This window comes from Sphaerisporangium aureirubrum, from assembly GCF_042658925.1.
In the GTDB taxonomy this organism is placed as follows: domain Bacteria; phylum Actinomycetota; class Actinomycetes; order Streptosporangiales; family Streptosporangiaceae; genus Sphaerisporangium; species Sphaerisporangium aureirubrum.
Genome location: NZ_JBHSRF010000009.1, coordinates 91,606 through 116,380, shown reverse-complemented (window position 1 = coordinate 116,380; position 24,775 = coordinate 91,606). Strand labels below are relative to the sequence as shown.

At 71.6% G+C, this 24,775-nt stretch carries 27 protein-coding genes; 11 read left to right on the top strand and 16 right to left on the bottom strand.

Annotated features, from left to right (window positions below):
* Positions 1–143: 143 nt before the first annotated feature.
* Both ACFP1K_RS09675 and ACFP1K_RS09670 read left to right on the top strand, forming a co-directional pair.
* On the top strand, positions 144–1,022 hold the full coding sequence (locus ACFP1K_RS09675; RefSeq protein ID WP_380749280.1) for an alpha/beta fold hydrolase: 879 nt from the start codon (positions 144–146) through the stop codon (positions 1,020–1,022).
* A gap of 73 nt (positions 1,023–1,095) precedes the next feature.
* Positions 1,096–2,334, top strand: a complete 1,239-nt coding sequence (locus ACFP1K_RS09670) for a Fic family protein (RefSeq protein WP_380749277.1) — start codon at positions 1,096–1,098, stop codon at positions 2,332–2,334.
* On the opposite strand, the gene ACFP1K_RS09665 is transcribed toward ACFP1K_RS09670, so the two are convergent.
* The 6 genes from ACFP1K_RS09665 to ACFP1K_RS09640 all read right to left on the bottom strand — a co-directional run bounded on the left by ACFP1K_RS09665 (position 2,276) and on the right by ACFP1K_RS09640 (position 4,569).
* The gene (locus ACFP1K_RS09665; RefSeq protein ID WP_380749274.1) at positions 2,276–2,623 is read right to left on the bottom strand and encodes a type II toxin-antitoxin system PemK/MazF family toxin; all 348 of its coding nucleotides are present in this window, start codon (positions 2,621–2,623) and stop codon (positions 2,276–2,278) included. The genes ACFP1K_RS09670 and ACFP1K_RS09665 overlap by 59 nt on opposite strands.
* A complete protein-coding gene (locus tag ACFP1K_RS09660; protein ID WP_380749271.1) occupies positions 2,610–2,840 on the bottom strand; it encodes a ribbon-helix-helix domain-containing protein in 231 nt (76 codons plus the stop codon). Before ACFP1K_RS09660 ends, ACFP1K_RS09665 begins: the two co-directional genes overlap by 14 nt.
* Positions 2,841–2,907: 67 nt before the next feature.
* Positions 2,908–3,195, bottom strand: a complete 288-nt coding sequence (locus ACFP1K_RS09655; RefSeq protein ID WP_380749268.1) for an ArsR/SmtB family transcription factor — start codon at positions 3,193–3,195, stop codon at positions 2,908–2,910.
* A gap of 344 nt (positions 3,196–3,539) precedes the next feature.
* Entirely contained in the window at positions 3,540–3,785 is a 246-nt protein-coding gene (locus ACFP1K_RS09650) for a type B 50S ribosomal protein L31 (RefSeq protein ID WP_380749265.1), read from the bottom strand.
* Positions 3,782–3,946 carry a 50S ribosomal protein L33 gene (gene rpmG, locus ACFP1K_RS09645; RefSeq protein ID WP_380749262.1) on the bottom strand — a complete coding sequence of 55 codons (165 nt, stop codon included), beginning with the start codon at positions 3,944–3,946 and terminating at the stop codon, positions 3,782–3,784. Before rpmG ends, ACFP1K_RS09650 begins: the two co-directional genes overlap by 4 nt.
* A gap of 86 nt (positions 3,947–4,032) precedes the next feature.
* The gene (locus ACFP1K_RS09640; protein WP_380749259.1) at positions 4,033–4,569 is read right to left on the bottom strand and encodes a DUF6879 family protein; all 537 of its coding nucleotides are present in this window, start codon (positions 4,567–4,569) and stop codon (positions 4,033–4,035) included.
* 404 nt (positions 4,570–4,973) lie between these two features.
* Between ACFP1K_RS09640 and ACFP1K_RS09635 the strand changes: the two genes are divergently transcribed.
* Together ACFP1K_RS09635 and ACFP1K_RS09630 are read left to right on the top strand one after the other, a co-directional pair.
* Positions 4,974–5,453, top strand: coding sequence for an ATP-binding protein (locus ACFP1K_RS09635; RefSeq protein ID WP_380749256.1), 480 nt, complete (start codon positions 4,974–4,976; stop codon positions 5,451–5,453).
* A gap of 173 nt (positions 5,454–5,626) precedes the next feature.
* Entirely contained in the window at positions 5,627–6,541 is a 915-nt protein-coding gene (locus ACFP1K_RS09630; RefSeq protein WP_380749253.1) for an oxygenase MpaB family protein, read from the top strand.
* On the opposite strand, the gene ACFP1K_RS09625 is transcribed toward ACFP1K_RS09630, so the two are convergent.
* The 3 genes from ACFP1K_RS09625 to ACFP1K_RS09615 all read right to left on the bottom strand — a co-directional run bounded on the left by ACFP1K_RS09625 (position 6,486) and on the right by ACFP1K_RS09615 (position 9,126).
* Entirely contained in the window at positions 6,486–7,622 is a 1,137-nt protein-coding gene (locus ACFP1K_RS09625; protein WP_380749250.1) for a RecB family exonuclease, read from the bottom strand. The two genes, ACFP1K_RS09630 and ACFP1K_RS09625, sit on opposite strands and share 56 nt — an antisense overlap.
* Before the next feature lie 75 nt (positions 7,623–7,697).
* Positions 7,698–8,414, bottom strand: a complete 717-nt coding sequence (locus ACFP1K_RS09620) for an MBL fold metallo-hydrolase (protein WP_380749248.1) — start codon at positions 8,412–8,414, stop codon at positions 7,698–7,700.
* Between the two features lie 76 nt (positions 8,415–8,490).
* Positions 8,491–9,126, bottom strand: a complete 636-nt coding sequence (locus ACFP1K_RS09615) for a DUF6758 family protein (protein ID WP_380749246.1) — start codon at positions 9,124–9,126, stop codon at positions 8,491–8,493.
* A 72-nt stretch (positions 9,127–9,198) separates the two neighbouring features.
* Between ACFP1K_RS09615 and ACFP1K_RS09610 the strand changes: the two genes are divergently transcribed.
* Positions 9,199–9,600: an NUDIX hydrolase gene (locus ACFP1K_RS09610; protein ID WP_380749243.1), complete on the top strand. Its 402-nt coding sequence runs from the start codon at positions 9,199–9,201 to the stop codon at positions 9,598–9,600.
* Positions 9,601–9,699: 99 nt separating this feature from the next.
* On the opposite strand, the gene ACFP1K_RS09605 is transcribed toward ACFP1K_RS09610, so the two are convergent.
* Entirely contained in the window at positions 9,700–13,281 is a 3,582-nt protein-coding gene (locus ACFP1K_RS09605; protein ID WP_380749240.1) for a hypothetical protein, read from the bottom strand.
* 271 nt (positions 13,282–13,552) lie between these two features.
* Entirely contained in the window at positions 13,553–14,443 is an 891-nt protein-coding gene (locus ACFP1K_RS09600; protein WP_380749236.1) for a CPBP family intramembrane glutamic endopeptidase, read from the bottom strand.
* 534 nt (positions 14,444–14,977) lie between these two features.
* Between ACFP1K_RS09600 and ACFP1K_RS09595 the strand changes: the two genes are divergently transcribed.
* Positions 14,978–15,649, top strand: coding sequence for a hypothetical protein (locus ACFP1K_RS09595; protein WP_380749233.1), 672 nt, complete (start codon positions 14,978–14,980; stop codon positions 15,647–15,649).
* Between the two features lie 15 nt (positions 15,650–15,664).
* Complete coding sequence (locus ACFP1K_RS09590; RefSeq protein WP_380749230.1) at positions 15,665–16,282, top strand: DUF6529 family protein; 618 nt, start codon at positions 15,665–15,667, stop codon at positions 16,280–16,282.
* A gap of 7 nt (positions 16,283–16,289) precedes the next feature.
* On the opposite strand, the gene ACFP1K_RS09585 is transcribed toward ACFP1K_RS09590, so the two are convergent.
* On the bottom strand, positions 16,290–17,222 hold the full coding sequence (locus ACFP1K_RS09585) for an HpcH/HpaI aldolase/citrate lyase family protein (protein ID WP_380749227.1): 933 nt from the start codon (positions 17,220–17,222) through the stop codon (positions 16,290–16,292).
* Between the two features lie 146 nt (positions 17,223–17,368).
* On the opposite strand from ACFP1K_RS09585, the gene ACFP1K_RS09580 reads away from it, so the two are divergent.
* Complete coding sequence (locus ACFP1K_RS09580) at positions 17,369–17,938, top strand: biotin transporter BioY (RefSeq protein WP_380749224.1); 570 nt, start codon at positions 17,369–17,371, stop codon at positions 17,936–17,938.
* 296 nt (positions 17,939–18,234) lie between these two features.
* On the opposite strand, the gene ACFP1K_RS09575 is transcribed toward ACFP1K_RS09580, so the two are convergent.
* Positions 18,235–19,248 (bottom strand): EamA family transporter, encoded by a 1,014-nt coding sequence (locus ACFP1K_RS09575; protein ID WP_380749221.1) that lies wholly within the window; start codon positions 19,246–19,248, stop codon positions 18,235–18,237.
* Positions 19,249–19,402: 154 nt separating this feature from the next.
* Here ACFP1K_RS09575 and ACFP1K_RS09570 point away from each other — a divergent pair, with 154 nt between their 5' ends.
* From ACFP1K_RS09570 to ACFP1K_RS09560, 3 genes are all read left to right on the top strand, one after another.
* Positions 19,403–20,674 carry a magnesium transporter MgtE N-terminal domain-containing protein gene (locus ACFP1K_RS09570; RefSeq protein WP_380749218.1) on the top strand — a complete coding sequence of 424 codons (1,272 nt, stop codon included), beginning with the start codon at positions 19,403–19,405 and terminating at the stop codon, positions 20,672–20,674.
* The gene (locus ACFP1K_RS09565) at positions 20,667–21,149 is read left to right on the top strand and encodes a DUF1003 domain-containing protein (protein WP_449329149.1); all 483 of its coding nucleotides are present in this window, start codon (positions 20,667–20,669) and stop codon (positions 21,147–21,149) included. The genes ACFP1K_RS09570 and ACFP1K_RS09565 overlap by 8 nt, the downstream gene beginning before the upstream one ends.
* Positions 21,150–21,241: 92 nt before the next feature.
* The gene (locus ACFP1K_RS09560; protein ID WP_380749212.1) at positions 21,242–22,381 is read left to right on the top strand and encodes an Mrp/NBP35 family ATP-binding protein; all 1,140 of its coding nucleotides are present in this window, start codon (positions 21,242–21,244) and stop codon (positions 22,379–22,381) included.
* A gap of 60 nt (positions 22,382–22,441) precedes the next feature.
* Here the strand turns inward: ACFP1K_RS09560 and ACFP1K_RS09555 are convergent, their stop codons facing one another.
* The 3 genes from ACFP1K_RS09555 to ACFP1K_RS09545 all read right to left on the bottom strand — a co-directional run bounded on the left by ACFP1K_RS09555 (position 22,442) and on the right by ACFP1K_RS09545 (position 24,754).
* Positions 22,442–22,759, bottom strand: coding sequence for an ATP-binding protein (locus tag ACFP1K_RS09555; RefSeq protein WP_380749465.1), 318 nt, complete (start codon positions 22,757–22,759; stop codon positions 22,442–22,444).
* Between the two features lie 638 nt (positions 22,760–23,397).
* The gene (locus tag ACFP1K_RS09550; protein WP_380749209.1) at positions 23,398–24,045 is read right to left on the bottom strand and encodes a hypothetical protein; all 648 of its coding nucleotides are present in this window, start codon (positions 24,043–24,045) and stop codon (positions 23,398–23,400) included.
* 343 nt (positions 24,046–24,388) lie between these two features.
* Positions 24,389–24,754 (bottom strand): sec-independent translocase, encoded by a 366-nt coding sequence (locus ACFP1K_RS09545; RefSeq protein ID WP_380749206.1) that lies wholly within the window; start codon positions 24,752–24,754, stop codon positions 24,389–24,391.
* Positions 24,755–24,775 lie beyond the last annotated feature (21 nt).

Genomic DNA, 24,775 nt, shown 5'->3' with positions numbered 1-24,775 from the left:
GGGGCCGTCCGGGCGAGGGGTCCGGCGGGTCCGGCCGTGACGGGTGCCAGCTGATCAGGTGGGAATGTGGAAAGCCAGCCACGCGACCGACGTAGGTCCTTCGACGGTGTTGCCAGCATGAATCCCCAGTATCGTGGTGCCGTGTGAGCACGCCGCGCTTCCTTACGCTGCCTCCCGGTGTCCGTTCCGAGCAGATCGAGACGCCGGTGGGGACCTTCGCGGCGCTCGAAGCCCTGCCGATCCACGGAGTCCCCGAGCGCCTGCCCGCGCTGCTGGTACCCGGCCTCACCGGCAGCAAGGAAGACTTCATCGCCATCCTGCAGACGCTCGCCCAGGCCGGGCGCCGCATCGTGGCCATCGACATGCGCGGCCAGTACGAGACCAAGGGTCCCGACGACCCCGCCGCCTACACCTGTGAGGCCCTCGGCGAGGACATCGACCACGTGGCCGCGGCCGTCGGCGGCGGCGAGCCCGTCCACCTGGTCGGCCACTCCTTCGGCGGCCTCGTCACCCGCGAGGCCGTCATCGGCGGCGCCACCAAACTGGCCTCCAACACCCTCATGAGCAGCGGCCCCGCCGGCATCATGGGCCAACGCGAAAAGCTCTGCCGCGCCCTGCTCCGCACCCTCCCCGAGGTCGGCCTCGACTACCTCTGGACCAACCGCCTGGAGCCGGACGCCATGGCCGCCGGCGTCCCCGACGACATCCTCGCCTTCCTCCGCACAAGGATGTTCGCCAACTCCCTGACCGGCCTCACCACCATGGCCGCACAGGTCCTGGAAGCCGTCGACCGCATAGACGACCTCCGCCAGGTGGACGTCCCCACCCTGGTCCTCTACGGCGAACACGACGACGGCTGGACCCCCATCTCACAGGCGGAAATGGCCGACCGCCTGGAAGCCGACTGCTTCGTGGTCCCCGGCGCCGTCCACTCCCCCGCCGTGGAGGCCCCGGAAACCACGGCCCACACCCTCACCCGCTTCTGGAACCAGTCAGAACGCCACCTCCCGCACAACCTGTGACCCAGGCGCGCGTGCTCTCCGCGCGGCGATGGATGTTTAGTTGAAGTAGCCATCGCGCGGGTAGAATGTTTAGATGAAGCATTCATCGCATCATCGGCCGATCTACGAGACGCCTCCCTTGAGCGGGGACGACCGTGCGGTCCTGGGTGAGATCCACCAGATGCGCAAAGAGCTTCGTCACGTCCTGCGCACACCCAAGCGCTGGGAGGGCGGCCTGCGGCGATCGGCCCTCGCCCGCGCCATCAGGGGGTCCAACAGCATCGAGGGGTACCAGGTCGCCGAGGACGACGCCGCGGCGGCTCTGGACGACGAGGGGCCGATCGGCGCCGACGAACGGACGTTCCTCGAGATCCAGGGATATCGCTTCGCCCTCGGCTACGTGCTGGCGAGGGGCGAGGACGACTACTCGGGCTTCGACGCCACCGAGATCCGCGCGATGCACTACATGATGCTTCGCCACGACCCCGCGAAGTCACCGGGCCGGTACCGCAAGGGCCCCGTGTTCGTGCACGACGAGCGCTCGGACCGGGTGGTCTACGAAGGTCCCGAGGCGGCAGAGGTCCCGGCTCTCGTGGAAGCGCTCGTGGAGAGCCTGCGCTCCGGCTCGGACGTCGATCCCGTCGTCCGTTCGGCGATGGCGCACCTGAACCTCGTGATGATCCATCCCTTCCGCGACGGGAACGGCCGCATGGCACGTGCCCTAGCGACATCCGTGCTGACCAGATCGGACATCGGCGAGCCGGAGTTCTCCAGCATCGAGGAATGGCTCGGCGCCAACACCGAGGACTACTACGCCGCCCTGGCCCTCACCGGCCGCGGTTCATGGCGCCCGAGCGGCGACGCGCGCCTCTGGATCTCGTTCAGCCTGCGCGCGCACCACATGCAGGCCCAGACCGTGGCCCAGCGCGTCCAGCAGGCCGGGGAGACGTGGGCCGAGCTCGACGACCTCATCGCCCGGCACGCACTGCCGGAGCGGGCTATCGACGCGATGTTCGAGGCCGTCCTCGGCTACCGGATCCGGCGGGCCGGCTACCTGAAGCGCACCGGCGTGGAGGACCAGACCGCCACCCGCGACCTGGCCGCGCTCGCCGGCCCCGGAATCCTCGTGCCCCACGGCACCGGAAGGGGCCGCTACTACACGGCCGGCGAACCGCTCCAGCGGATCCAGGACAGCCGTCGCGCCGGCCGTAAGCCCCTGACCGATCCCTACCCATGGATGCGGCCCCGGCTCGCCGAGCCGCCCGGCGACGCGCCTACAGCGCCAGGTGGAGACGGAGGGCCGCGTCGAGGCGGTCGAGGGTCGCCGGGGTGAGACGGCCGGCCCGGGGACCGAGGCGCTCGACGTCGACGGCGCGGAGTTGCTCGGCCTGGGCCTTCGAGTCGTTCTTGAGGCCGCATTCGGCGGCGCGCAGCAGGACCTGGAACGCGTAGACACGGTCGACGGCGGAGGTGACGGGAACCACCGTCACCACGCCGCGGCCGTTACGCGCGGCGCCGCGGTTGGCGGCGTCGTTGCTGACGATGACCGCGGGGCGGATCTTGTTCGTCTCCGAGCCTTTGACGGGGTTGAAGTCGACCCAGTAGATGTCACCGCGCCGCATCGGCGAGACCGTCAGCTGTCGTGGCCTTCCACATCGCGGCGTCCCCTCCGGACTCCCAGTCCGCGAAGGAGGCGGCGTAGTCGTCCTCCAGACTGGCCGACCGGAGCAATTCGATCGCGACGTGCAGCGCGGCGGACCGCGACGGGGCATCCCCCCGCGCGACGGCGCCGTCGAGAAAGTCGACGTCCTCTTCGGGCAGGCTCACGCTCAGTTTCATACTCCCCATGCTACCGGCGGTGCTACCAGAACGTCGACCACGTCCACACCTGACCGATTCCCTGGTATCACTGCGGGGCGGCGGGCTTCTCCCCGAGCACCAGGGCCAGGAGGCCGGGAAAGCGTGCGTCGAATTCGGCACGGCGCAGCCGGTTGAGACGGCGGGGACCGCTGTCGAGCTGTTCCAGAAGACCCGCCGCGCGGAGGACGGCGAAATGGTGGCTGGCGGTGGCCTTGGAGACGGGAAGGTCGAAGGTGCCACAAGCGCGGGAGAAATCCGGCTCGGTGGAGAGTTCGCGCAGGATGGAGCGCCGCACCGGGTCGGCCACGGCGTCCAGCGCGTCCTGAAGGCTCACCTCCGCCGGGTCGGTATGGACCAGCGTGCGGGCACGACGCGCGGGGGGCGGCTTGGCGATGGTGGACCTCCCATCGGCTCGGGGGGCGAGACCGAGATCGTATCCGGCACCGTCGGCCCCTGAAGCGAAGTTCCGGCGACCCACCCGCCCCGTAGCGTAAGGACATCGACGCGGCGGCCGGCACGCCATGAGGCCGCCGGCCGCCCACAGTGCCACGATCACGCCCCCGGCGAGCCGCCGGGCCCCGGATCGCCCACGCTCACCGGCTCGCCTTCGTGACGCCGGGGAGCTCGCCGCGGTGGGCCGTCAGCCCTTCTCTCCCCGCGTGTCGCGGCCGGCGGACGTCAGGACCTTCCGTAGCGCTGGTTGAACCGCTCGACCCGGCCGGCGGTGTCCAGGATCCGGCCACGGCCGGTGTAGAAGGGGTGGCTGGCCGAGGAGACGTCCACGTCGACCACGGGGTAGGTGTTGCCGTCGGCCCACTCGACGGTGCGGTGACTGGCGATCGTGGAGCGGGTGAGGAAGGCGAAGTCCGCACTCGGGTCACGGAAGACGACGGGGCGGTAGTCGGGGTGAATGTTCTTCTTCATCGGTCCTCCCGGAAGGTCACGTGCCGGCGCGCGACCGGGTCGTACTTGCGCAGAGTCAGCCGGTCGGGGTCGTTGCGGCGGTTCTTGGTGGTGACGTAGGTGTAGCCGGTCCCAGCGGCCGAACGAAGCCTGACCACCGGCCGGAGGCCGTTTCCTGCCATCCGAGCTCCTCTCATCTGACGAACTCGTACCACCACAACGACAACCGTTTTCATTTTCTTCCCGAGAATCGCCCGCCAGGCAGGGATCAGGCCGAGCCCAAGTCGGGGGTGTAGAAGCCGTGGTCGCGGGCTCGTCGCCAGACGGCGTCGAATGCTGTGGAGCACAGCTCGCTCAGGGCCGGGTTGTCGTCGATCAGGGTGAAACCGGTCGGTTCTCCGTCTCCGCTCTGGAAGACGAAGCACACGAGTTCGTCGTCGAACTGCCAGAAGTCGCAGCCGGGCAGTGCCAGGTCGTACGCCTGCGTCCGGGGCAGCCACCGCACCTGCTCGCCGGCCCTGAGGTTGGCGGCAGGAGTGATCGCGTGTTCGTAGCGCATGTAGTCGCTGAGCGGTTCGGACACCACCCTGGCACGGCGGAAGGACACCCCTCGCTTGACGTGTCCGCGAACCATCTCCACCCACGGCAGGAGGTGGTCGTACCGCCGGATCTCCTCGATCGGGACGCCGTCCCGCCAGGCCCGGTAGCCGATGCCACTGGTTCCGTAGGTGTCACGCAGCACGAGGTGCGTGACCGAGCGCTGGGTCTTTTCGAAGAGTTCCGTCAAATCGGGGATCAAGGTCACCGCACACCTCTCAGATGCTCCCGCGCATGGTCAATCTCGTGTCCGTTGTGCAGACAGCGAGCCTGTTCGGAGCGGAATTCGTAGGCCGCCGGTTCGAGGAAGCCGGCGCCGGCTGCCCGAAGAGGCCGGGGTCGTACCTGCGAGCGACGCCTGCGAGTCGCCTGGGCATTTCTTGTTGTGTCCAAAACGTGTCATGCCGGGAGGGCGCGAAGGCGTATCGCGCGGGGCGGGACGCCACTCATATACATGCTCCTCGGAGACATGAGAACCGTGGGTCTTCCTCAGTCTCCCGCATTCGCAATGGCAGCGGATGGATACGGAGCGGTGTGATGGCTGGTGCCGCAGGGGGCGGCCGGCACGGGGCTGGGTCCGTGCTGCTGAAGCACACTTCGGAGGTGTGATCCGTGACAAGTGCTGAGAGAGTTCCGCCTCGGTACGGGGGCGACGGGCGTGGGAGTTTGGCCGGGGTCATCGATCTGGTCGCGGTGCCTCGGTCGGTGGCGCGGGCTCGGGAGTACGTCAGGGAGAGGCTTGGGGACGCGCATCCGGTGGTGGGTGATGTGACGCTGCTGGTTTCCGAGGTGGTCACCAATGCCATCGTGCATTCCGACTCGGGGGACGGGGGGTGGGTGACCCTGGTGGTGGTTGATTGCGGTGACCTCGTTCATGTCAATGTCGTGGACGCGGGGGGTGCGGCTGTGCCGCAGGTGCGGGGGGACATGTCGGGGGAGGGTGGGCGAGGGCTTCTGCTCGTGGAGATGATCACGTCACGGTGGGGTGTTCAGGAGAACGACGCGGGTCGCGCCGTCTGGTTTCAGGTCAGGTACAGGACCGACGACGGCGTGGAGGGGCTTTTCTGTCCTCGGCCGCGGGAGGCGATGTGATGGCGAGGCGGACGTTAGCCTGTGCGGCGAGGTCGCCTTGAGAGTAATGCGCCGAAGGCACCGTTTCGAAGGCGGGGAAACCGCGTGCTGCGCCGCGGACCTGGGGATGTGCGGCGAGAGTCGCACTGATAGAACTGCGCCGAAGGCACCATTTCAGGGGGGATGGAGGCGTTATGGGGGAGCTTGGTGGGGTTGTGGTGCAGGGGCCTGGAACGGTGAGTTGGGTGGTGCATGTGGGGAAGGCGATGTGGGTGGGGGGTGTGCGGGGGTTGATGTTGCAGGCTTTGCATCCTCGGGCTATGCGGGGGGTTTGGCAGAATTCGGATTTTCGGGAGGATCCGGTGGGGAGGTTGTTGAGGACGGCGGATTTTGTGGGGCGGGTTACGTTCGGGAGTCCGGACGAGGCGGAGGAGGTTGGACGGCGGGTTCGGCGGGTGCATCGGGGGCTTCGGGTTCGGGAGCCTGGGGGGTTTGTTGGGCGGGTGGATGAGCCGGAGCTTTTGTTGTGGGTGCATTGTGCGGAGGTGTCGTCTTATTTGGAGACGGCTTTGCGGGCGGGGGTGCGGTTGAGCAGGGGGCAGGCTGATCGGTATTTCCTGGAGCAGCGGCGGAGTGCGGCTTATGTGGGGTTGGCTGAGGAGGATGTGCCGGGGTCGGTCGGGGAGATGCGGGAGTATTTCCGGGGGGTCCGGGGGCGGCTTGAGGTGACGCCTGAGGCGGCGGCCGCGGTGCGGTTCCTGATTTCACCCGCGCTGCCGGAGAGGTTGCGGCATCTGCGGGTGGGGAAGCCGTTGTACTGGCCGTTCGGGGCGTTGTGTTACTACACGCTTCCGGGGTGGGCGCGGCGGATGTACGGGGTGTTGCCGGAAGTGCCGGAGGCGTTGGTGACGGCGGGGTTGCGGGGGTTCCGGGGGGCGCTCGAAATGGTGCCTGAGCCGGTGTACGAGCGGGTGTTCATGCCGAGCACGCGGGAGATGCTCGACGGGGCGCGCGAACGGCTGGGGGCGGCTGGGTACGACGTGAGCAAGGGGCTCAGGGGGTTGCGGGACCCCCGCCGGTGGCCCCGCCGTCCCCGGCGGGAGCCTTGAAGCCCTCGTTCCCGGGGGTGGTCTTGAAGTTCTCGTTCCCGGCGGTGGCTCTGTAGTTCTCGTTCCCGGCGGTGGCCTTGAGGTCGCCGTCCTCGCGGAGGTCCACCAGGGCGTCCCAGGGCTGGCGGGGGGTGCCGGCGGCCTGGCCTTCAGGGCAGTGCTGGCGGTAGTCGCACCAGGAGCAGATGGGGCCGGGGTGGGCGGGGAAGCGTTCGTCCAGCTTCGCGCGGAGCTCGCCGCCGCGGGGGCTCGCCGTGGCGGAACCGGTCGCGGAGGGTGTGCCGGGAGCCGGCGGGGCCACGGCGGGTGCCTCTGTCGTGGACGACGTGCTCGAAGCCGTGGTCCGTGTCCTCGCGGGGGCCGTGGAGTCGCGCAGGGCGCGGTAGTCCTCGTCGGCCTGGGAGGCCTCCTGGGCCAGGTCTTCGGCGCGGGACAGGTGGCGTTGGAGGGTGGCGTCGGTGTGCTGCCAGGTGGCTGTCGACGCGGTGGGGAGGTGGTGCAACTCGACCTGGCGGCAGGGGCGGTGGAGGACGCGGGAGGCGCAGATGGCGTAGAGGGCCAGGGCCAGGGAGGAGCGGGCGTCGTCCTCGGTCAGGGGGCGGCGGCCGGTCTTGTAGTCGACGATCACCAGCTCGTCGCCGCGGCGGTCGATGCGGTCCACGCGGCCGGAGACGGCGATGACCGACGTGCGGGTGGCGACGGTGCGTTCGACGCCCACGGGCTCGTCGGAGGGGTCCAGGGTGCTCGTGTATCCCATGACCAGCTCACGGGAGCGGTCGCGCCACTCGGTGGACTGGTCCTGGTCGCGGAAGCCCTCGGTGATCCAGCCACGGGTCAGCAGGATGCCGGCCACGGCGGGCGTGCGGCGGTCGTACGGCTCGCGCCACCACGCGGCGAGGGCGTTGTGCACCGAGGCGCCCACGCTGTTGTGCGCCCACGGCGGGCCCTTGGGCGGTGCGGGCCGGTCGAGGTACGTGAAGCGGTAGCGCCTCGGGCAGTCGAGCCAGGTGTTCAGCCTGGACGGCGTGCACGAGTAGAGCCGCTTGGGCATGCCTTCTAGTTCGAGACCGAGTTGCCGCACAGCGGGCCTGACTCCTCTCCCCGGGGGGGTGGCGGGTACCGCCGGGCCCACGGCACGTGAGGGCCCGGCCGGTGATCAGGGTCGGTCGTCGTCGAGGTCGAGCTTGATTCCGGCGACCTTGGTGCCGTCCGAGAGCGGGCCCTCGGGGGCGGTGGTCTCACCGGTCAGGGACCCGGACAGCCAGTCGTCGAACCGGGGTTCCAGATCGCCGATCGTGGTCTCCTCGCCGTGCGCGGGCAGCACCCTGGTGTCGTGCGGCAGGGTGAACAGCCGCTCGCCGATGGCGGTCAGCTGGTCGGCCAGCGCGGGGTACTCCCCCGCGACCTTGCCGGGGCCGTCCGCCTGCAGCGTCTTGCCGGTGAAGACCACGCCCAAGGCCTCCACGTACAGGCACACGCAGCCCTGGGTGATCCCGGGCGTGGCGATGACCTCGATCTCGACGTCGGCGACGCCGAACAGGCCTTCGTCCTCCATGTCGATGTCGGGATAGGTCTCCTGCCAGGTCTCCCGCCACACGCGGCGGTCCTTGCGGTTGAGGGCGATCACGGCCTCGTCGCGGGCGGCCACCTCGATGGCGCCGCCCACGTGATCGGGCAGGCCGCACGTGCACACGACGGCCAGCACCTCGCGTTCGCCCACGCTGGAAAGGATCGTCTCCGCGTCGCGCGCGGGGTCGATGACGATGACCTCCGCGTCGTCACCGATGATCCAGGTGTTGTTCTCGACCTTGTGCTCGGCGCCGTCGACATTCACGACGCCCTCGGTCACCACTCGCTCGATACGCGCTGTCACGGCCACGACCTTACCGAACACTCGTGCCCGTCAGGGCGGGCAAATCGATGACGTTCCGCGGCGGCAGGTCCCTGCGTCACGGTTCCTCGCCGAGTCGTGGGGAGAAGGCGCCGAACGGAAGATCAAGTTCTTGGTCCCGGTCGGTCAGATCGCGCAGCAGGAACTCGGCGAGCGTGAGCAGCAGTCCCGCCTCGGCGGGCCAGCCGATGATCCACAGCCAGTTGCCCATGGCCTCGCCGACGTACGCCGCGCGGTCCGGCAGGCCCTCCACCCACCACAGCGGGGTGGGGTGGCCGTTCGCTTCGATCTTGGCGTTCGGCGGGCCCTCGTCGAACCCGGGGCCGGGGTCCGGCCCGTCCAGCCCGGCGAAGGCGGCGCCGAGGCCCATCCCGGGCTCCTCGGCCACGATGAGCAGGTCGGCGGGCCCGTGGGTGACGGACGGCCCGGACAGCGCCACCACGCCTCCGCGGGCGCCGGTGCGCTCGTCGCCGGCATCGCCGAAGCCGGTGACCAGCCAGCCGGCCGGCAGCGGCCAGGGCAGCCAGAACGGCACCCTGGCCTGTCTGGTGACCAGGTCGAGCGCCTCCGGAGAGGGGCGTCTCGGCTGGTACGGAAAGACCGATCCGTGGACGGCGCACCGCCACTCGCTGGACCACGCGCTGGGCGGGCGCAGGCCGCCGAAGCAGCGGGGGCAGGTGGGCGCGGCTCTCACAGTTACCCACGGTGCTTCCGCCGGTGCGGTGAAGTCAAGGGCCCACCCGTTATCTCGGCGTAATCTTGGTACATGCGGGTGAGGTGCGTGGGTGGCGTCGTGCTGGACGACGCGGGCAGGTTCCTGCTGGTCCGGCGCGGGCGCCCGCCCGGGGAGGGCCTGTGGTCGCTGCCGGGGGGCCGGGTGGAGGACGGCGAGTCCGACGCCGAGGCGCTGCGGCGCGAGCTCCGCGAGGAGACCGGCGTGCCGGTCACGGTGGGTGCCCTGGCGGGCATGGTCGAGCGGCCCGGTCCCGGCGGCGTGGTGTACGAGATCTACGACTACCTGGCCGCGCCGGGGGACGGCACGCCCCGGCCCGGGGACGACGCGGCCGACGTGGGCTGGTTCACGCCAGCCGAGCTGGCCCGGCTGCCGCTCACCACCGGCCTGCTGGACGCGCTCACGTCCTGGCGCCTGCTGGACGGCGACGGCTGACGGGCCGGTTCCGCGGCGACGCCACCCGGAGCACCGGTACCGCGTTCGCGGTTGATGGCGCCGTGGACGAGGCCGTTCCGGGGCAGCGGCGGGCACCTGTCAGCGGCTGAAGGTGGTGCGCCACAGGGTGAGGTGGTCGGTGGTGTAGGTGGTGGAGCGGCCCACGGCGACGACGCGGTCGTCGATCACGGCGATGGCGCCGAGCCATTGGGCGCCGTCGCCGGTCATGCCGTCGCCGGTCAGCGCGTGCCGCTGCCAGTCCAGGCCGTCGCGGGACGTCCACACGGTGGCGTCCTGGGTGGCCGGCGCGCCGTAGGAGCCCACGGCGACCAGGCCGGACGGCGACGAGGTCATGTCCAGCACGGCGGCGGTGTCGTCGGCGGGCAGCCAGGAGTACTCCCAGCTCTCCCCGTCGTCGCCGGACACCGCGGCGAACGGCCGCTCGACGCCCTTGTCGGTCGTGGCGGCACCCACCGCGATCACGTCGCCGTCGCGGACCACCACCCGGCGCAGGCTCGCCGACCGCGCGCCGTCCGGCACCACCCGCTTGCGGGCGGTCCAGTTCAGGCCGTCCTGCGACACCCACACCACGCCGGACGTACGGCCGGTGCTGCCCGAGCCGCCGACCGCCAGGTAGCCCTCGGCGGTGGCGGTGACGTCCTCGATGTGCACGTCGGCGCCCCCGGCGGGCAGGCTCTGCGGCGCGGAGCGGGAGAAGCGTTTGAGGTCGGCGGTGAACCACAGCGCGGCGACCACCCCGCCGGGGCCGCTGTCGTCGCCCGCCAGCACGTACCCCTTGGGCCCTGCGGTGACCACCCGTGGCACCACGGCGTACCGGCCCGAGGCGCCGAGAGCGGGTGACTGCGGCGCGGGACGCCAGTCCTTCCCGTTGGAGGAAACGGCCAGCAGCGGCCGGATGAACGCCGAGTCGGCCGTGGCGCTGCCCACCGCGAGCCAGCCCTGCGGGCCGTGCGCGACGTCGTTCAGCGACTGCCGTCCCGCGCCGCCGAGGGACGGGGAGCGGGCCGGTGTCCAGTTCTGGCCGGTGGGGCTGGTCCAGATCCCGGCGTCGCCCTTCACCGAGCCGACCGCGACGAACGACTCGCCCGCCGCGACGAGGGCCGCAGTGTCGCGGGCCTGGCGGGTCAGGCCGTCGACGTCGGCCAGGGGGACGGGCGCGGCGGCCTTGCCCTTGCCGGCGGTCATCAGGACCGCCAGGTTGTCCAGGCCGTCGGCCCGCTGGTCCCCGGCGGCGACCAGGGTCCCGGCGTCGGTGATCGCCAGGCCGCGCAGGGTGCCGGGGATCTGGCCGAGGTCGGTGCTCTCGGTCCATTTCTTGCCGTCGTCGCTGGTGAAGACGGCGTACCGCTCCCAGCCGGACTCGGCGACCGCCGCCACGCCCGCCTTGGACGAGGCCAGGCCGCGCACGCCGGTCGCCTCGCGGCCGAGGCCCTCGATCACGCCGCAGTGGCGCCATTCGTCGCCGAGGTCGGAGCAGTACACCTTGACCTCGCCGGCGTCGGACTTCTGCAGGGTGGGCACCAGCACGAAGCCCTTGTCGGCCACGGCGAGCGCGCCGGGCTCGGGCCGTACGCCGGGCAGCGCGGCGGCGGTGCGCAGCCAGGTGCGGCCCCCGTCGGGGGAACGCAGGATGACCGAGGTGCTGTCGCCCTTGCCGGGGTCGGCGAGCGCGACGACGGCGTCGCCGCGGGCGGCCACGGCCCGGATGGCGCGCACCTTGTCGGTGGTGCCGATCTCCCGGGTGTCCACCCGGCTCCAGCTCTGGCCGTCCGGCGAGACCCAGGCGACCGGGCCGTACCCGCCGTCGGGCAGCGCGGTGGACCCCACCGCGACGAAACCGCCGGCGGTGCGGGCCAGGTCGATGATCCGGTCCCCGCTCCAGAACGGCGTGAGTCTGGCGGGGTCGACGGCGGTCCAGGAACGGCCGTCGGTGCTGGTCCACATGCCGCGCGCCGCGGGTCCCGCCGCGCCGGGGGCCTCGGTGCCCGCGGCCAGCCACAGGCCGTTCCCGCCGGCGACCCGGCCCGCCGACCTGGCGGACTGGTATCCGGTGGCCCCGGAGACCCGGCCGAGCTCCCAGGTGGCGCCACCGTCGTCGGACACCAGGAACAGGGGGCGCGGCACGGGGCTGGTGGTGTCGCTGCCGACCGCGACTACGGTCGAGCCGACCGAGGTGACCGCGCTGAGCACCTGGCGGGAGCCGTTCCCGCTGGTGCCCTCCGGGGCCACGAACGCCTGGTCGCCCGAGCCGCCGTCTCCGGCGGCGAGCCGCAGGCCCGAGCCGGTCGGGGAGTTCACCCAGTTGACGATCACCAGGCCGAGCCCGGCCGCCGCCAGCAGCACGACCACGACGAAGACGGGTGTCAGCAGCCCTCGCCCCGAGCGGCGCGGCACGACGGTCCTGCGTGGCGCGCGTGCCGGGCGGGTGGTGGTCTGGTCGCGGTGGTGCCGTCCGCGGCCGCCCCTGGCCGTCCTGGGCGGGCCGGAGGCCACGAGCACGTCGGGGGGCGGGGCGGGCGGACGGGAGCCCAGCGGGCGCCTGGGGGTCGCGGGACGGCCCCCTGGCGGACGGCCGATCCGCTCGCCGGTGGGGGTCTCCTCCAGCGGGTCGCCGTTCCCGTAGGTGATCTCCGGCTCGGCGTTGATGTTCGGCCCGACCCGGATCCCGGACGGCCCGTTCGGATGCCTGGGATCCTCGGCCGCGTATCCGGGTTCCTCGGCCGCGTATCCGGGATCTCCGGCCTGGTATTCGAGGTCCCCGGCCTGGTATCCGGGGTCCTCCGCCGCGTACCCGCCGGCCCCGGGCCGGTATCCGGCTTCCTCCGCCGCGTATCCGGCTTGGTATCCGGTGTCTCCTGCCGCGTACCCGGTGTCTCCTGCCGCGTACCCGGTGTTCCCGGCCGCGTACGCGGCTCCGGCGGCGGGTGCGGCCTCCTCGGCGTGACCCGGCTCCTCGGTCCTCTCCTCCCGGACGGCGCCGCCGGCGTGCCGCGGGGGCTTGCGGGGCGGGCCGGAGGCGACGAGCTTGTCCGGGCGGTCCACGAGGCGGCGGGGAGGCGGCGAGGGCTCGGTGGTCTCCTGGTATGGCTCATAGAGCTCGCCGGCCTCGGAGTACGGCTCCGCGTACGGGTCGGCCGTGTACGGCCCAGGGCCCGCGGAACCCGGACCGAACGGGTCGGACGCCGCGGAACCCGGACCGTACGGGTCGGACGCCGCAGAGCCGGGACCGTACGGGTCGGACGCCGCGGAGCCCGGACCGTACGGGTCGTGGGCCGCGGGATCGAGGCCGTAAGGGTCGGGCGGCGGGGAGTCGGGGGGTAAGGGGGCGCGGGCGGGGTGGTCGGCGCTGTGGCGGGGTTCGGAGTAGGGGCGCGCGTAGGGGTGGCGGCCCGGGGTGGCGGGGCGGGGCGGGTCGGCGGGGGCGCCGGTGTCCGGGGAGCCCTCGCCGGGGGTGGGGGCGCCGAAGGGGGGCAGGGCCCAGGGCGAGTCGAGGGGGGTGCCCCGGGAGTGACCGCCGGGCGGGCCGGGCGGGGAGTGGTGAAGGGTCGGCGGGGATGCCTGGGCCGGGTGGGATCCGGATCGGCGTGACGTGCTCCCATGGTCGGCGGCGTCGTCCGGCGACCATCCTGACGAGCGCGGGTCGTGAGGGCCCGAGGCCACGCTCAGCACCTCCTCGTCGGCAGCCTAACCCAGTTTGATGGGCGTGAATCGGGACCGTTCCACCGAACCTCCGCGCATCCGGTGTGTAGCCCACAGATCCGTTGTGATCGTACCGATACCCACCCATGCCCGGTGATCACACGACCGGAGGGGATCACGGCCCGTCTCGCCCTCGCCGCCAGCGCGCACCTCCCTGGGGCCGACCGCCGACCCGTACACATTCCAGGGCAACACGCCGAGGGCCTTTCTGGCGAGACCTCTCTAGTCAGATTTATCTAGAGAGCGTCGGAATTGCCCGCTTTTGGGCGATTATCACGACACCTACCGCGAAAACCACCAACTGGACGGCCGTCCCGGCGACCGCCTGCCACGGCACCGACCCCTGCCGCAGCGCGTCGCCGAGGTCCCCGGACGCCGCGGAGGGCAGGAAGCTCACGATGTTGTTGAGCACGTGCAGCGCGATCGGCGCCTCCAGCCCGCCGGTCCGCACCGCCAGCCAGCCCATCAGGGCACCGAAGGAGAACACGTCGAGGATGCCCCAGTCGGTGTAGGCGTGCAGGGACGTGAACGCCGCCGCCCCGATCACGATGCCGGGCCACGGGGTGGTGAAGAAAGTGCCGAACGCCTGGAGCAGCCAGCCGCGGAAAAGGTACTCCTCGGCCGCCGCCTGGAACGGCACCAGCACCAGGATCATCACGAGGGCGGGCAGGAACCGCTCCCAGCCGACCCAGCCGAACATCCCGGTGAACCCCTCGCCGGTCAAGCCGAACGCCGCCATCATCGCGAGCTGCCCGAGGATCAGCGACACCAGCGCCACCCCGGAGCACATCAGCAGCCAGCCCCACCGCAGCCGCCCCAGCACCGACGACAGCGTGCCGGGCCTGCGGCGCTGGATCAGCCAGGCGACGCCGAACACCACGGGCAGCACCAGAGCGATGGACAGCAGTGTCACGGCCAGCTCGAACACCGGATCGCCGAACAGCCGCTCCTCCGCCATCACCACCGGGACGCCGACGATCCCCGCCACCACCGCCCCCGCCGTGATCACCAGGACGCCGATCGCCAGGTACGCCACCGCGAGCACCACCGTCCCGAGGACCGGCCGCCACCAGCGATGCCACGGCGTACGCCCCAGATGGTCGTACCGCGTGCCACTCGGCACGGGCGCCGTCCACGGCACCGGCTCCGGCGGCCGTCCCCACGGCGCCGGTCCCGGGTAGTGACCACCGGGCGGCGGCCCGCCCGGCCCGTACGCCGGAGGCCACGCGGCACCGGGCGGCGGAGGCTGCCCGGGACCAGACCCAGAGGACTGCCCGGGACCATACGCGGGGGGCTGCCCGGAACCCTGCGCGGGGGGCTGCCCGGGACCGTCCGCAGGGGGCTGCCCAGGTCCGTGGGCCGGAGGCTGCCCGGGGCCGTGCGCGGAAGGCTGCCCGGGGCCGTGAGCCGGGGGTTGCCCCGCGCCTTGCGCCGGGGGCCGCTCCTGTCCCGGGTGGTCGCCCGGAGGGGTCCACGGCTGGTGCGGCTGAGCCCCGTGTGACGGTTCGTGCATGTCCGTCATTCTCCCCACTCAGACGGTTGACCGCGCCGGTTCGAGCACGCGGAACGGCAGCTCATTGTGCGCATTTCTTCATAGACGGCCGCCCGGCGAAGGCGCACCCTGCAAGGCAGAATCCGAATTCATCAGGAGTAGATCATGAAACGGCTAGGCCCATTCCACACGCTGGCCGCGGGAGTGGTGTTCACGGCCGCCCTCGCCGCCCTCACCGTCGGCACCACCCCGGCGTCCGAGCCCACCGCCGCCAACGTGGAGGCCCCTAGGGCCGAGCCCACCACGGCGAGCACGGACCGCGTCGTGCCGGAGCCCACGGCGACCCCGACGGCCGCCGCCGACCCCACCCCGAAGCGCGCCGACTACGCGGGCGTCGCCCAGCGCAACGGCGGCCTGATCGCGATCTCCGTCAAGAACGGCAAGGCCGTCGCCTACTTCTGCGACGGCCGGATCGAGGCCTGGCTCAAGGGCACGGCACAGGACAACACCATCACGCTGACCGGCAAGAACTCAGTGATCACCGCCGCCCTCGGCGACGGCAAGGCCCAGGGCCGGGTGCAGGTCGGCTCGGGCAAGTGGCGCTTCGCCGCCCCGCTGGTCAAGAAGCCGTCCGGCCTGTACCGCGCCACCGCCGTCGTGCGGGGCGCCCGGGTCGTCGGCGGATGGATCAAGCTTCCCGACGGCCAGCAGGTCGGCGTCGTGAACATCGCGGGCACCCCGTCCCCGGCCCCGACCCTCACCCCCGGCTCCCCGGTCACGGTCGGCGGCGAGCAGATCGTGCCGCAGGACACCGACGCCTTCATCGACGAATTCTGAACGAGGACCCCACCCATGACCATCCCTCAGCCGCACCCCGCCGCCCAGCCCGCCGAAGAACCCGCCGGGCCCGCGCAGCCCGCCGGCCCCGCGGCGGCGAAGCAGTCCGCCGCTCCCTACCTCGTGCCGTTCCTCATCGGCGCCCTGGTGTCCATCGCGCTCGGCGTGTACGGCCGCGCGCACACCCCCACGGGCTACGCCGTCGGCCTGGCCGGTTTCTCCGGCGCCCAGGCCATGAAGTCATGGCTGACGACCGGCACCCTGCTCCTGGTGATCGTGCAGATCGTCTCGGCGCTGGTGATGTACGGCAAGATCCCGGGCGTGCGGGGGCCGTCCTGGATCGGCGGCCTGCACAGGTGGTCGGGCCGTGCCGCGTTCCTGCTGTCGGTCCCGATCGCGTTCCACTGCCTGTACGCCCTCGGCGCGCAGTTCGACGTGCCCCGGGTGATGATCCACTCGCTGCTCGGGACGTTCTTCTACGGCGTGTTCGTCGCCAAGATGCTCTCGCTGCCCAAGAAGAACCTGCCCGGCTGGGTGCTGCCGGTCCTCGGCGGCCTGGCGTTCACCGCGCTCGTCGGCCTCTGGCTGACCTCGTCGTTCTGGTTCTTCACGACGTTCGGCATCACGCTGTGACCAGGGGTCAGGGCGGTGGGGCGGCGGCCGGCCGCATGCCCGCCGCCCGGCCCTTGGCCGCCACGACCAGCGCCATCTTGCGGGACGCCTCGTCGATCATCTCGTCCCCCAGCATCACCGCGCCCCGGCCGTCCACCGTGGTGGCGCGCTCGTAGGCGGCCAGGATGCGCTCGGCGTGGTCGTAGTCGTCCTGGTCGGGGGAGTACACGTCGTTGGCGGCGTCGATCTGGGACGGGTGCAGCACCCACTTGCCGTCGTAGCCGAGCGCGGCCGACCTGCGCGCCACCTCGGTGAAGCCGTCGAGGTCCCTGATCTGGAGGTACGGCCCGTCGATGGCCTGCAGCCCGAACGCCCTGGCGGCCATGAGGATGCGCATCAGCACGTAGTGGTAGGCGTCGCCCTCGGTGTACCCGGGCGGCTGGCGGCCCACCACGAGGGTCTTCATGTTGATTGAGGCCATGAAGTCGGCGGGCCCGAACACCAGGGCCTCCAGCCGCGGCGACGCGGCGGCGATGGCGTCGACCTCGACCAGGCCGCGGGCGCTCTCGATCTGCGCCTCGACGCCGATGCGGCCGGCGGGCAGCCCGTTGGCGCGTTCGATCTGGGTGAGCAGCGTGTCCAGCCAGGCGACCTGCCGGGCGTCCTCGACCTTGGGCAGCATCAGGCAGTCCAGGGCGTCCCCGGCCCCCTCCACGACCTCGATCACGTCGCGGTAGGTCCACTGCGTCGACAGGTCGTTCACCCGTACGACGCGGGTGCGGCCGGTCCAGTCGCCGTCCCGCAGGGCCGCGACGACGTTCTTCCTGGCCTGCTCCTTGGCGCCGGGCGCCACCGAGTCCTCCAGGTCGAGGAACACCTCGTCCACGGGCAGTCCCTGGGCCTTCTCGATGAACCGGGGGTTGCTGCCGGGCACCGCGAGGCAGGAGCGACGGGAACGCATGCGATCACCGTAACCCCTTCGCGCGGACGGGCCGGTCTGTGGGTGCGTCACAAAGCCTGTGCCCGGTTCTTGGCGCGGACCGCGCAGGGATTTATCAGTACATGTCCGGACAATGGAAGTCTGAATCTGCCATAGAGAAGAGATAGATGATGAGCAACGCGCACGTGGTGGCCAGGCCCGCCGTACTGTCCGATCTCATCCCCGGCAAGCTGGTCAGGGACATCGCCCTGGTGGTGGGCTTCGTGGGGCTGACCGGTGTGGCGGCGCAGGTGAGCCTCCCGTTGCCGGGCACTCCCGTGCCGTTCACCCTGCAGACCTTCGCGGTGCTGCTCGGCGGCGCCGCGCTCGGCCTGCCGAGGGCCTTCACCGGCATGGCGCTCTACCTCCTGGTGGGGCAGCTTGGGGTGCCGTGGTTCGCCCCGTCGGGCGGCAACGCGACGCTCGGATACGTCGTGGGGTTCGTGCTGGCCGCCTCGGTGACCGGCGTCCTGGCGAGCCGGGGAGGTGACCGCACGCCGCTGCGCACCGTCGCGACGATGACCTTCGGCACCCTGCTGATCTACGTGGTCGGCGTGCCATGGCTGATGGTGGCCACCGGCATGGACCTGCCCGCCGCGATCGGCGCCGGGGTCGTGCCGTTCCTGATCGGGGACGGCCTCAAGGTGCTGGTCGCCGCCGGGCTGCTCCCGGCCGCCTGGAAGCTCTCCGGGCGCTGATCGCCTCGCCCCGGCCGGAGGCTCCGGCCGGGGCGGCCCGAGGCGTACATTGCTCTTGTGAGCCTCGCACTGATCGAAGAGGGGGCCCGCAAGTCGGGCATCCTGTGGATCTCCGTGGCCGGCCGCGACCTGGCCGCCTGGCACGTCTGGCACGAGGGCGCGATCTACGTGGTGACCGGCGGCGGCGAGCAGTCGCTCCCCGGCCTGGCGGACGCGTCCAGGGTGCGGGTGACGCTGCGCAGCAAGGACAACGGCGCCCGGCTGGTGGTGTTCGACGCCGACGCCGAGGTGGTCGATCAGGCGTCGCCCTCGGTGGCCGCCGCGCGGGCCCTGCTGGCCAAGGAGCGGCTCAACGCCGTCGACTCGGCCGGGCTGCTCGCCCGCTGGGCCGCGGGCACCTCGGTCGTCCGGCTGACGCCCGCCGTGGCCGACTGAGCCAGCAGCGCCCCGCCGAGCACGATGGCGCCACCCACGATCTGCGGCACGCCGAGGTGCTCGCGCAGCAGGAACCACGCGACCACCGACCCGGTGACCACCTCCAGGGACGCGAAGGTGGACCCGATGGCGGCCGACAGGCGCCGCACCGCGTAGACGCCGGTGACGTACGCCACCACGGTGGCGACCGCGATCAGCACCACCGTGGGCAGCATGGCCGGGACCGTGAGGCCGGACAGGGTGACGGCGTCGCCGAACGAGGCCCAGGGGATCTGCCACGGCGAGGCGAGCGGCGTGAGCACCAGCGCGGCGCCGGCGAGGCCCCAGGTGATGAGGCCCACCGGCTCGACGTCCGCCGAGTAGGCATCGCTCATCAGGAAATATCCGGCGCAGCACGCCGCCGCGACCAGCCCGAGCGTCAGCCCGATCCCGTCCAGCGCCAGCCCGTGCCACACCTCCACGACGACGCAGAGCCCGGCCACGACGATCGCGGCCCCGCCGTAGGCCGCGCGCGGCAGCCGCAGCCGCCGGACGAACCGCACCCACAGCACCACCATGACCGGCGAGCTGTACTCCAGCAACAGCACGACGCCGACCGGCAGCCGGGTGATGGCCAGGAAGAACAGCGCCTGCACGCCCGCCACCGCGACCAGCGCGTAGACGGCGAAGAAGGGGCCCTGGCCGCGCGGGACGCGCAGCGCGGAGGGCCGTACCACGGCGAGGATCACCGCGAGCAGCACGGCCGCGCCCGCCATGCGCACCCACACGGCCTGCAACGGGGTCAGGCCGATCTCCCCCACGAACTTCGCCGCCGTCCCGGAGAAGCCGAAGCACCACGCCGAGACGACCGCCGCCGCCAGTGCCGCGCCCCGCATGCGCCACCTCCAGGTAATTACCGTTCAAGGCTTTTGATGCTGTCACAGTCCGTCAGAAGGCGGCAACCGACTTCCGAGGGCTGAGACGGCAGGTTGATACGGCTTTTAGGAGGGTCCGTGGCGCGCGATCCACCCCGCCTCGTACGCTGCCAAGGTGAGGATCTTCATCGCCCGGCTGGCGGGGACCGCGGTGTTCGATCCCGCCGGCGACCGGATCGGCCGGGTCCGGGACGTGGTCGTGGCCATGCGGCCCAACGACCCGCCGCGCGTGCACGGCCTGGTCGTGGAGGTACAGCCGCGCCGCAGAGTCTTCCTGCCCATCACCCGGGTGCGCGGCATCGAGGCCGACGCCGTGGTGTTCACCGGCGCGCTCAACGTGCGGCGCTTCGAGAAACGGGCCATCGAGACCCTGGCCCTCGGCGAGATCCTCGACCTGGCCGTCGAGGTCGGCGGGGAGAAGGTGACCGTCCTCGACCTCGCCATGGAGCAGACCAGGACCGGCGAGTGGCTGATCACCAAGGTGGCCGTGCGGCGCGGCGGCCGGGGCCTGCGGCGGCGCGGGGAGACGTTGGTGGTCGACTGGGCCGAGGTGCGGGGGTTCGAATCGGTGCAGGCAGACCAGGGGGCCGCCAACCTGCTCGCCGCGTTCGAGGAGACCCGCCCCGCAGACCTGGCCAACGCGCTACGCCACCTGCCGGACAAGCGGCGGGCCGAGGTCGCCGCCGCCCTGGACGACGAGCGGCTCGCCGACGTGCTGGAGGAGATGCCCGAGCGGGACCAGATCGGCATCCTCAGCAAGCTGGACGCCGACCGCGCGGCCGACGTGCTCGGCGAGATGGACCCCGACGACGCGGCCGACCTGCTCCAGGACCTGCCGCCCACCCAGGCCGAGGCCCTGCTCGCCCGGATGAAGCCGGACGAGGCGGCCCCGGTGCGGCGGCTGCTCACCTACCCGGAGAACACCGCCGGCGGCATGATGACCAGCGAGCCGATCATCATGCCGCCGCACGCCACCATCGCCGAGGCCCTCGCCGCGATCCGGCGGCAGGACCTCACCCCGGCGGTCGCGGCCGTCGTGTACGTCACCCGGCCGCCGGTCGAGACGCCGACCGGCAAGTTCCTCGGGGTGGCGCACTTCCAGCGGCTGCTGCGCGAACCGCCGTCCTCGCTGCTCGGCGGCGCCATCGACACCAGCATCGACCCGATACGCCCGGAACTTCCGCTGCGCGGGGTGACGTTCTACCTCGCCACCTACAACCTGGTGGCGGTGCCCGTGGTGGACGAGAACGGCCGCCTGGTCGGGGCGGTCACGGTGGACGACGTGCTCGACCACCTGCTGCCGGAGGACTGGCGCGAGCACGACGAGCAGGCCCCCGAGGGCGAGACATCCGGCCACGCCGGGCCGGAGGTGCGCGGTGGTGGTTAACCGGCTCGACCAGCCGAGGGAGCTGCGCCGCACCTTCCGCCCGCACTACGACCCCGAGGCGTTCGGACGGCTGTCCGAGCAGTTCGCCCGGTTCCTCGGCACCGCCAGGTTCCTGGTGTACATGACCGTGTTCATCACCGTCTGGGTGGCCTGGAACTGGACGGCCCCGCCCCACCTGGTGTTCGACCACTACCCCTTCATCTTCCTCACCCTGATCCTGTCGCTGCAGGCGTCGTACGCCGCCCCGCTGATCCTGCTCGCGCAGAACCGCCAGGCCGACCGGGACCGGGTGCAGGCCGAGCGGGACCGGCTGGCGTCCGAGCGCAACCAGGCGGAGGTCGAGTACCTCACCCGGGAGATCGCCGGGCTGCGGCACGCCCTGGGTGAGCTGGCGACCCGCGAATTCATCCGGGACGAGCTGGAGCATTTGCTGGAGGATCTGCGCCGCCCCGGCGAACGCGGGCCGGACCGGTGAGTTTCGCGGCACACCGCCACAATGGTGTCTCTTGAGCGTCACGAGAGGAGCCACGGTTCGTCGGATCGGCCCTGGGTTCGTAGCATGGATCCATGGCACCAACCCCAGATTTGGTGACGGCCGCCCTGGCGACGGTCAACGACCCGGAGATCCGCCGGCCGATCACCGACCTTGACATGGTCAAGAGCATCGATATCTCCCCCGATGGGGTGGTGCGGGTCGGTGTGTACCTCACCGTCGCGGGCTGTCCCATGCGCGACACCATCATCCGTGACGTCACCGCCGCAGTCGGCAAGGTCGAGGGCGTCAGCCGCGTCGAGGTGGACCTCGACGTGATGAGCACCGACCAGCGCAAGAACCTCCAGACCAAGCTGCGCGGCAACCGCGGGCCGGAGAAGGAGATCCCCTTCGCCAAGCCCGGTTCGCTCACCCGCGTCTTCGCGGTCGCCAGCGGCAAGGGCGGGGTCGGCAAGTCGTCGGTCACCGTCAACCTCGCGGCGGCGATGACGGCGAACGGCCTCAAGGTGGGGGTGCTGGACGCCGACATCTACGGCCACTCGATCCCCCGCATGCTGGGCGTGGCCGACCGGCCCACCAAGGTCGAAGAAATGATCATGCCCCCCGTGGCGCATGACATCAAGGTCATCTCGGTCGGCATGTTCAAGCCGCCGGGCAACAACGCCGTGGTGTGGCGCGGCCCCATGCTGGACCGCGCGCTGCACCAGTTCCTCGCCGACGTCTTCTGGGGCGACCTCGACGTCCTGCTGATGGACCTCCCCCCCGGCACCGGCGACATCGCCATCTCGGTGGCCCAGCGCATGCCCACCGCCGAGATCCTGGTCGTCACCACCCCCCAGCAGGCCGCCGCCGAGGTGGCCGAACGCGCCGGCTCCATCGCCTCCCAGACCCACCAGCAGATCGCCGGCGTCATCGAGAACATGGCCTGGCTCCCCTGCCCCCACTGCGACGAACGCATAGCCGTCTTCGGCGAGGGCGGCGGCCAAGCCGTGGCCGACGGCCTCACCCGCACCCTGGGCACCCGGGTCCCCCTCCTCGGCCAGGTCCCCATCGACCTCCGCCTCCGCGAAGGCGGCGACAACGGCAAGCCACTGGTCCTCACCGACCCCGACGCCCCCGCCGCCGCCGAACTCCGCCGCATAGCCGCCACCCTCAGCAAAAAACCCGGCACCCTCAAAGGCATGCGCCTGAACCTCTCCCCCACCGCCCACTGACCCCACCCGCCCGCGCCGCCCCCATCCCGGCGGCGCGGACACCTCGGGTCCCCACCACCTTCACCAACGCCTGACGAACCACACGCCCTTGCCACCGTCCGGCTGGGGGTCCATGCCCCAGTGGGAGCTCAAGGCCGCCACGATCCGCAGGCCACGGCCGCATTCAAGGTCTTCGAGGACGCGTTGCTGAGGGACGAATAGCGGCCCGGGATCTCTGATGTCACCGCCCAGGCAGCGGCCGGCCAGGCGGAGCCGCAGAGTTATCGGGCCAGGGGGAGCGTGTTCGATCGCGTTGGTGTAAATCTCGCTGACGATCAGGACGACCTCATCGACGAGGCCGGAGACCCCCCACCCGCAGAATGTCCGCGACCATGTCACGGGCTTGGCGACCGCCTCGGGAACCTTCCTCCGTGCAGCCACATTGCAGTCACAGGTCAATCGGCGCCCCCCTCCCTCGGGAGGTCCTTGCCCTCACCCGCCGGCTGCCTGACGAGCAGATGCCGGACCAGGCGCCGATCCCCACGGCTCAGGCGAGCCGTAGGTGGAGGTTTCGGGGGGCGAGGGGGGCGAAGCCCCTGGGAAGTACAGCCCGAGCCGGAATGCGCTCTGCGCATGGAGGTGAGGACCACCTCCCGGTGCCGCCACGCCTGCCCCGTCTCGCCCAGCCTGGCCGCGGTGTACGCCAGCTCGAAGTTGAGTGCCCCCCACATGGCCAGCAGATCGGCCCCCGCGTCTCCATGTGCGGCCGTATGGCTGCGATGCCCTGCGTGTGACGGCCTTTGCGGCGTCGGAGTCGCCGGTGTCCCGGTGAGCCTGGGCCAGCGGTCGGGGTCGGGCGAGACGTGGGTGGGGGTTTCGGGGGGCGAGGGGGGCGAAGCCCCCTGGGAAGTACAGCCCGAGCCGGAATGCGCTCTGCGCATGGAGGTGAGGACCACGGCGTGGGGGGCGAGATGCGTCTTGTGCGTGCTTGGGGTGTCCCCGCGCCGTCCCCTCCGGCGGCGCGGGGGTGGGGGGTGTCAGTCGGTTGGGGGGGTTGTGACGTGGTGGTAGCGGTGGGTGGTGGTTATGGTGCCGCCTGCTTTTTCGATGCGGGCGCGGTTGCCTGGGCGGAGGGTCGGGGAGGGGAAGGAGCCTATGGCGGCGATTATGTACTCGACTCTGCCGGGGACGATGCTGTCGTCGCGGGTCCAGAAGGCGGCTTCGGCGTTGTTGACGCGGGAGGGGATGCTGATCTCGTCCTGTAGGGCGAGGACCAGCTCCTGTTCGAAGATTTCCTGGATCATCCGGAGGGGGAGGTGGACGGTGACCAGCAGCAGCGAGTGGGAGGGGCGTAGCCGCAGTACGTCCAGGGCCGCCTCGTCGTACGGCAGGGCGCCTGCGACGGAACGGAAGCGCGGGTCCGTCGTGTCGGCGCCGAGTTGCTGGATGCGGGGGCGCATGGCGAAGAATCCGGAATCGCTGACCAGGACCGAGTTCACGACGCACAGGTAGGCCGGTGGGAAGCCGTCGCCCGCCTCGCGGTAGAGGCTGCGGACGAACAGGGTGCCGGGCGGGTGGGGCAGGTCGCCGGCGCCGGGCATCACGTCCGTGGTCATGGCCTTCTCGAACGTGGACGTCACGGTCGAGGGGTGCAGCCGGATGTCGCAGAAAGTCAGGTTCCGCATGACTCAGGTCACCACCCTGGTCGTGCCGGGCCGCGTGTGCGGGGCTTTGCTCATGGTTCGTGCGGGATCGCTCACGACGCCGCTCCCTCCGGTGCGCGTCGTCGCCGACGCGGTGGATCCGTCACATACCAGAGGCGGAGAGCGGGCCGCTGATACACCCGTGGCGCGGCGGATCCGGATGAGCCCGGTTCCCGCCGGCGGTCACGGCCGAGGAGCCGTCCGGGCCCCGGCGCGGGTGCCTAGGCGCGGGACCCCGTCCGGACGCCGACGCGGGACCCCGTCCGGGCCCCGGCGCGGGTACCCGGCCCGGCGCCTGGTCGGAAACGGGGTGCCAGCGGGGTGGTCAGGTGGCTTCGGAGTCGTAGGGGGGGACTTCGCCGTAGCCGAGTTCGCTTGTGGGGGTGGTGACGTACTCGGGGGAGTCGCCGGGGGTGGGGTCGGGGGTGGTGGGGCGGTTCCAGTCGTCTTCCAGGTCGGAGAGGAGGTGTTTGCGGACGAAGTTCTTGGGGTGGAGGTCGGTGGGGTCGAAGTTGGCGAATTCCGGGCCCAGGTTGTCCTGGAGGTCGGTGCGGGCGTTGTTGGCCATCTGGCGCAGCTGGCGCAGGGCGCGGCCCGCTTGGGCGGCGGCCTGCGGCAGCTTCTCGGGGCCCAGCACCAGCAGGGCGATGACCACGAGTGCCAAAACCTCAGCCCAGCCGAGTCCGAACACCGCAATCTCCTCAATCTCCGC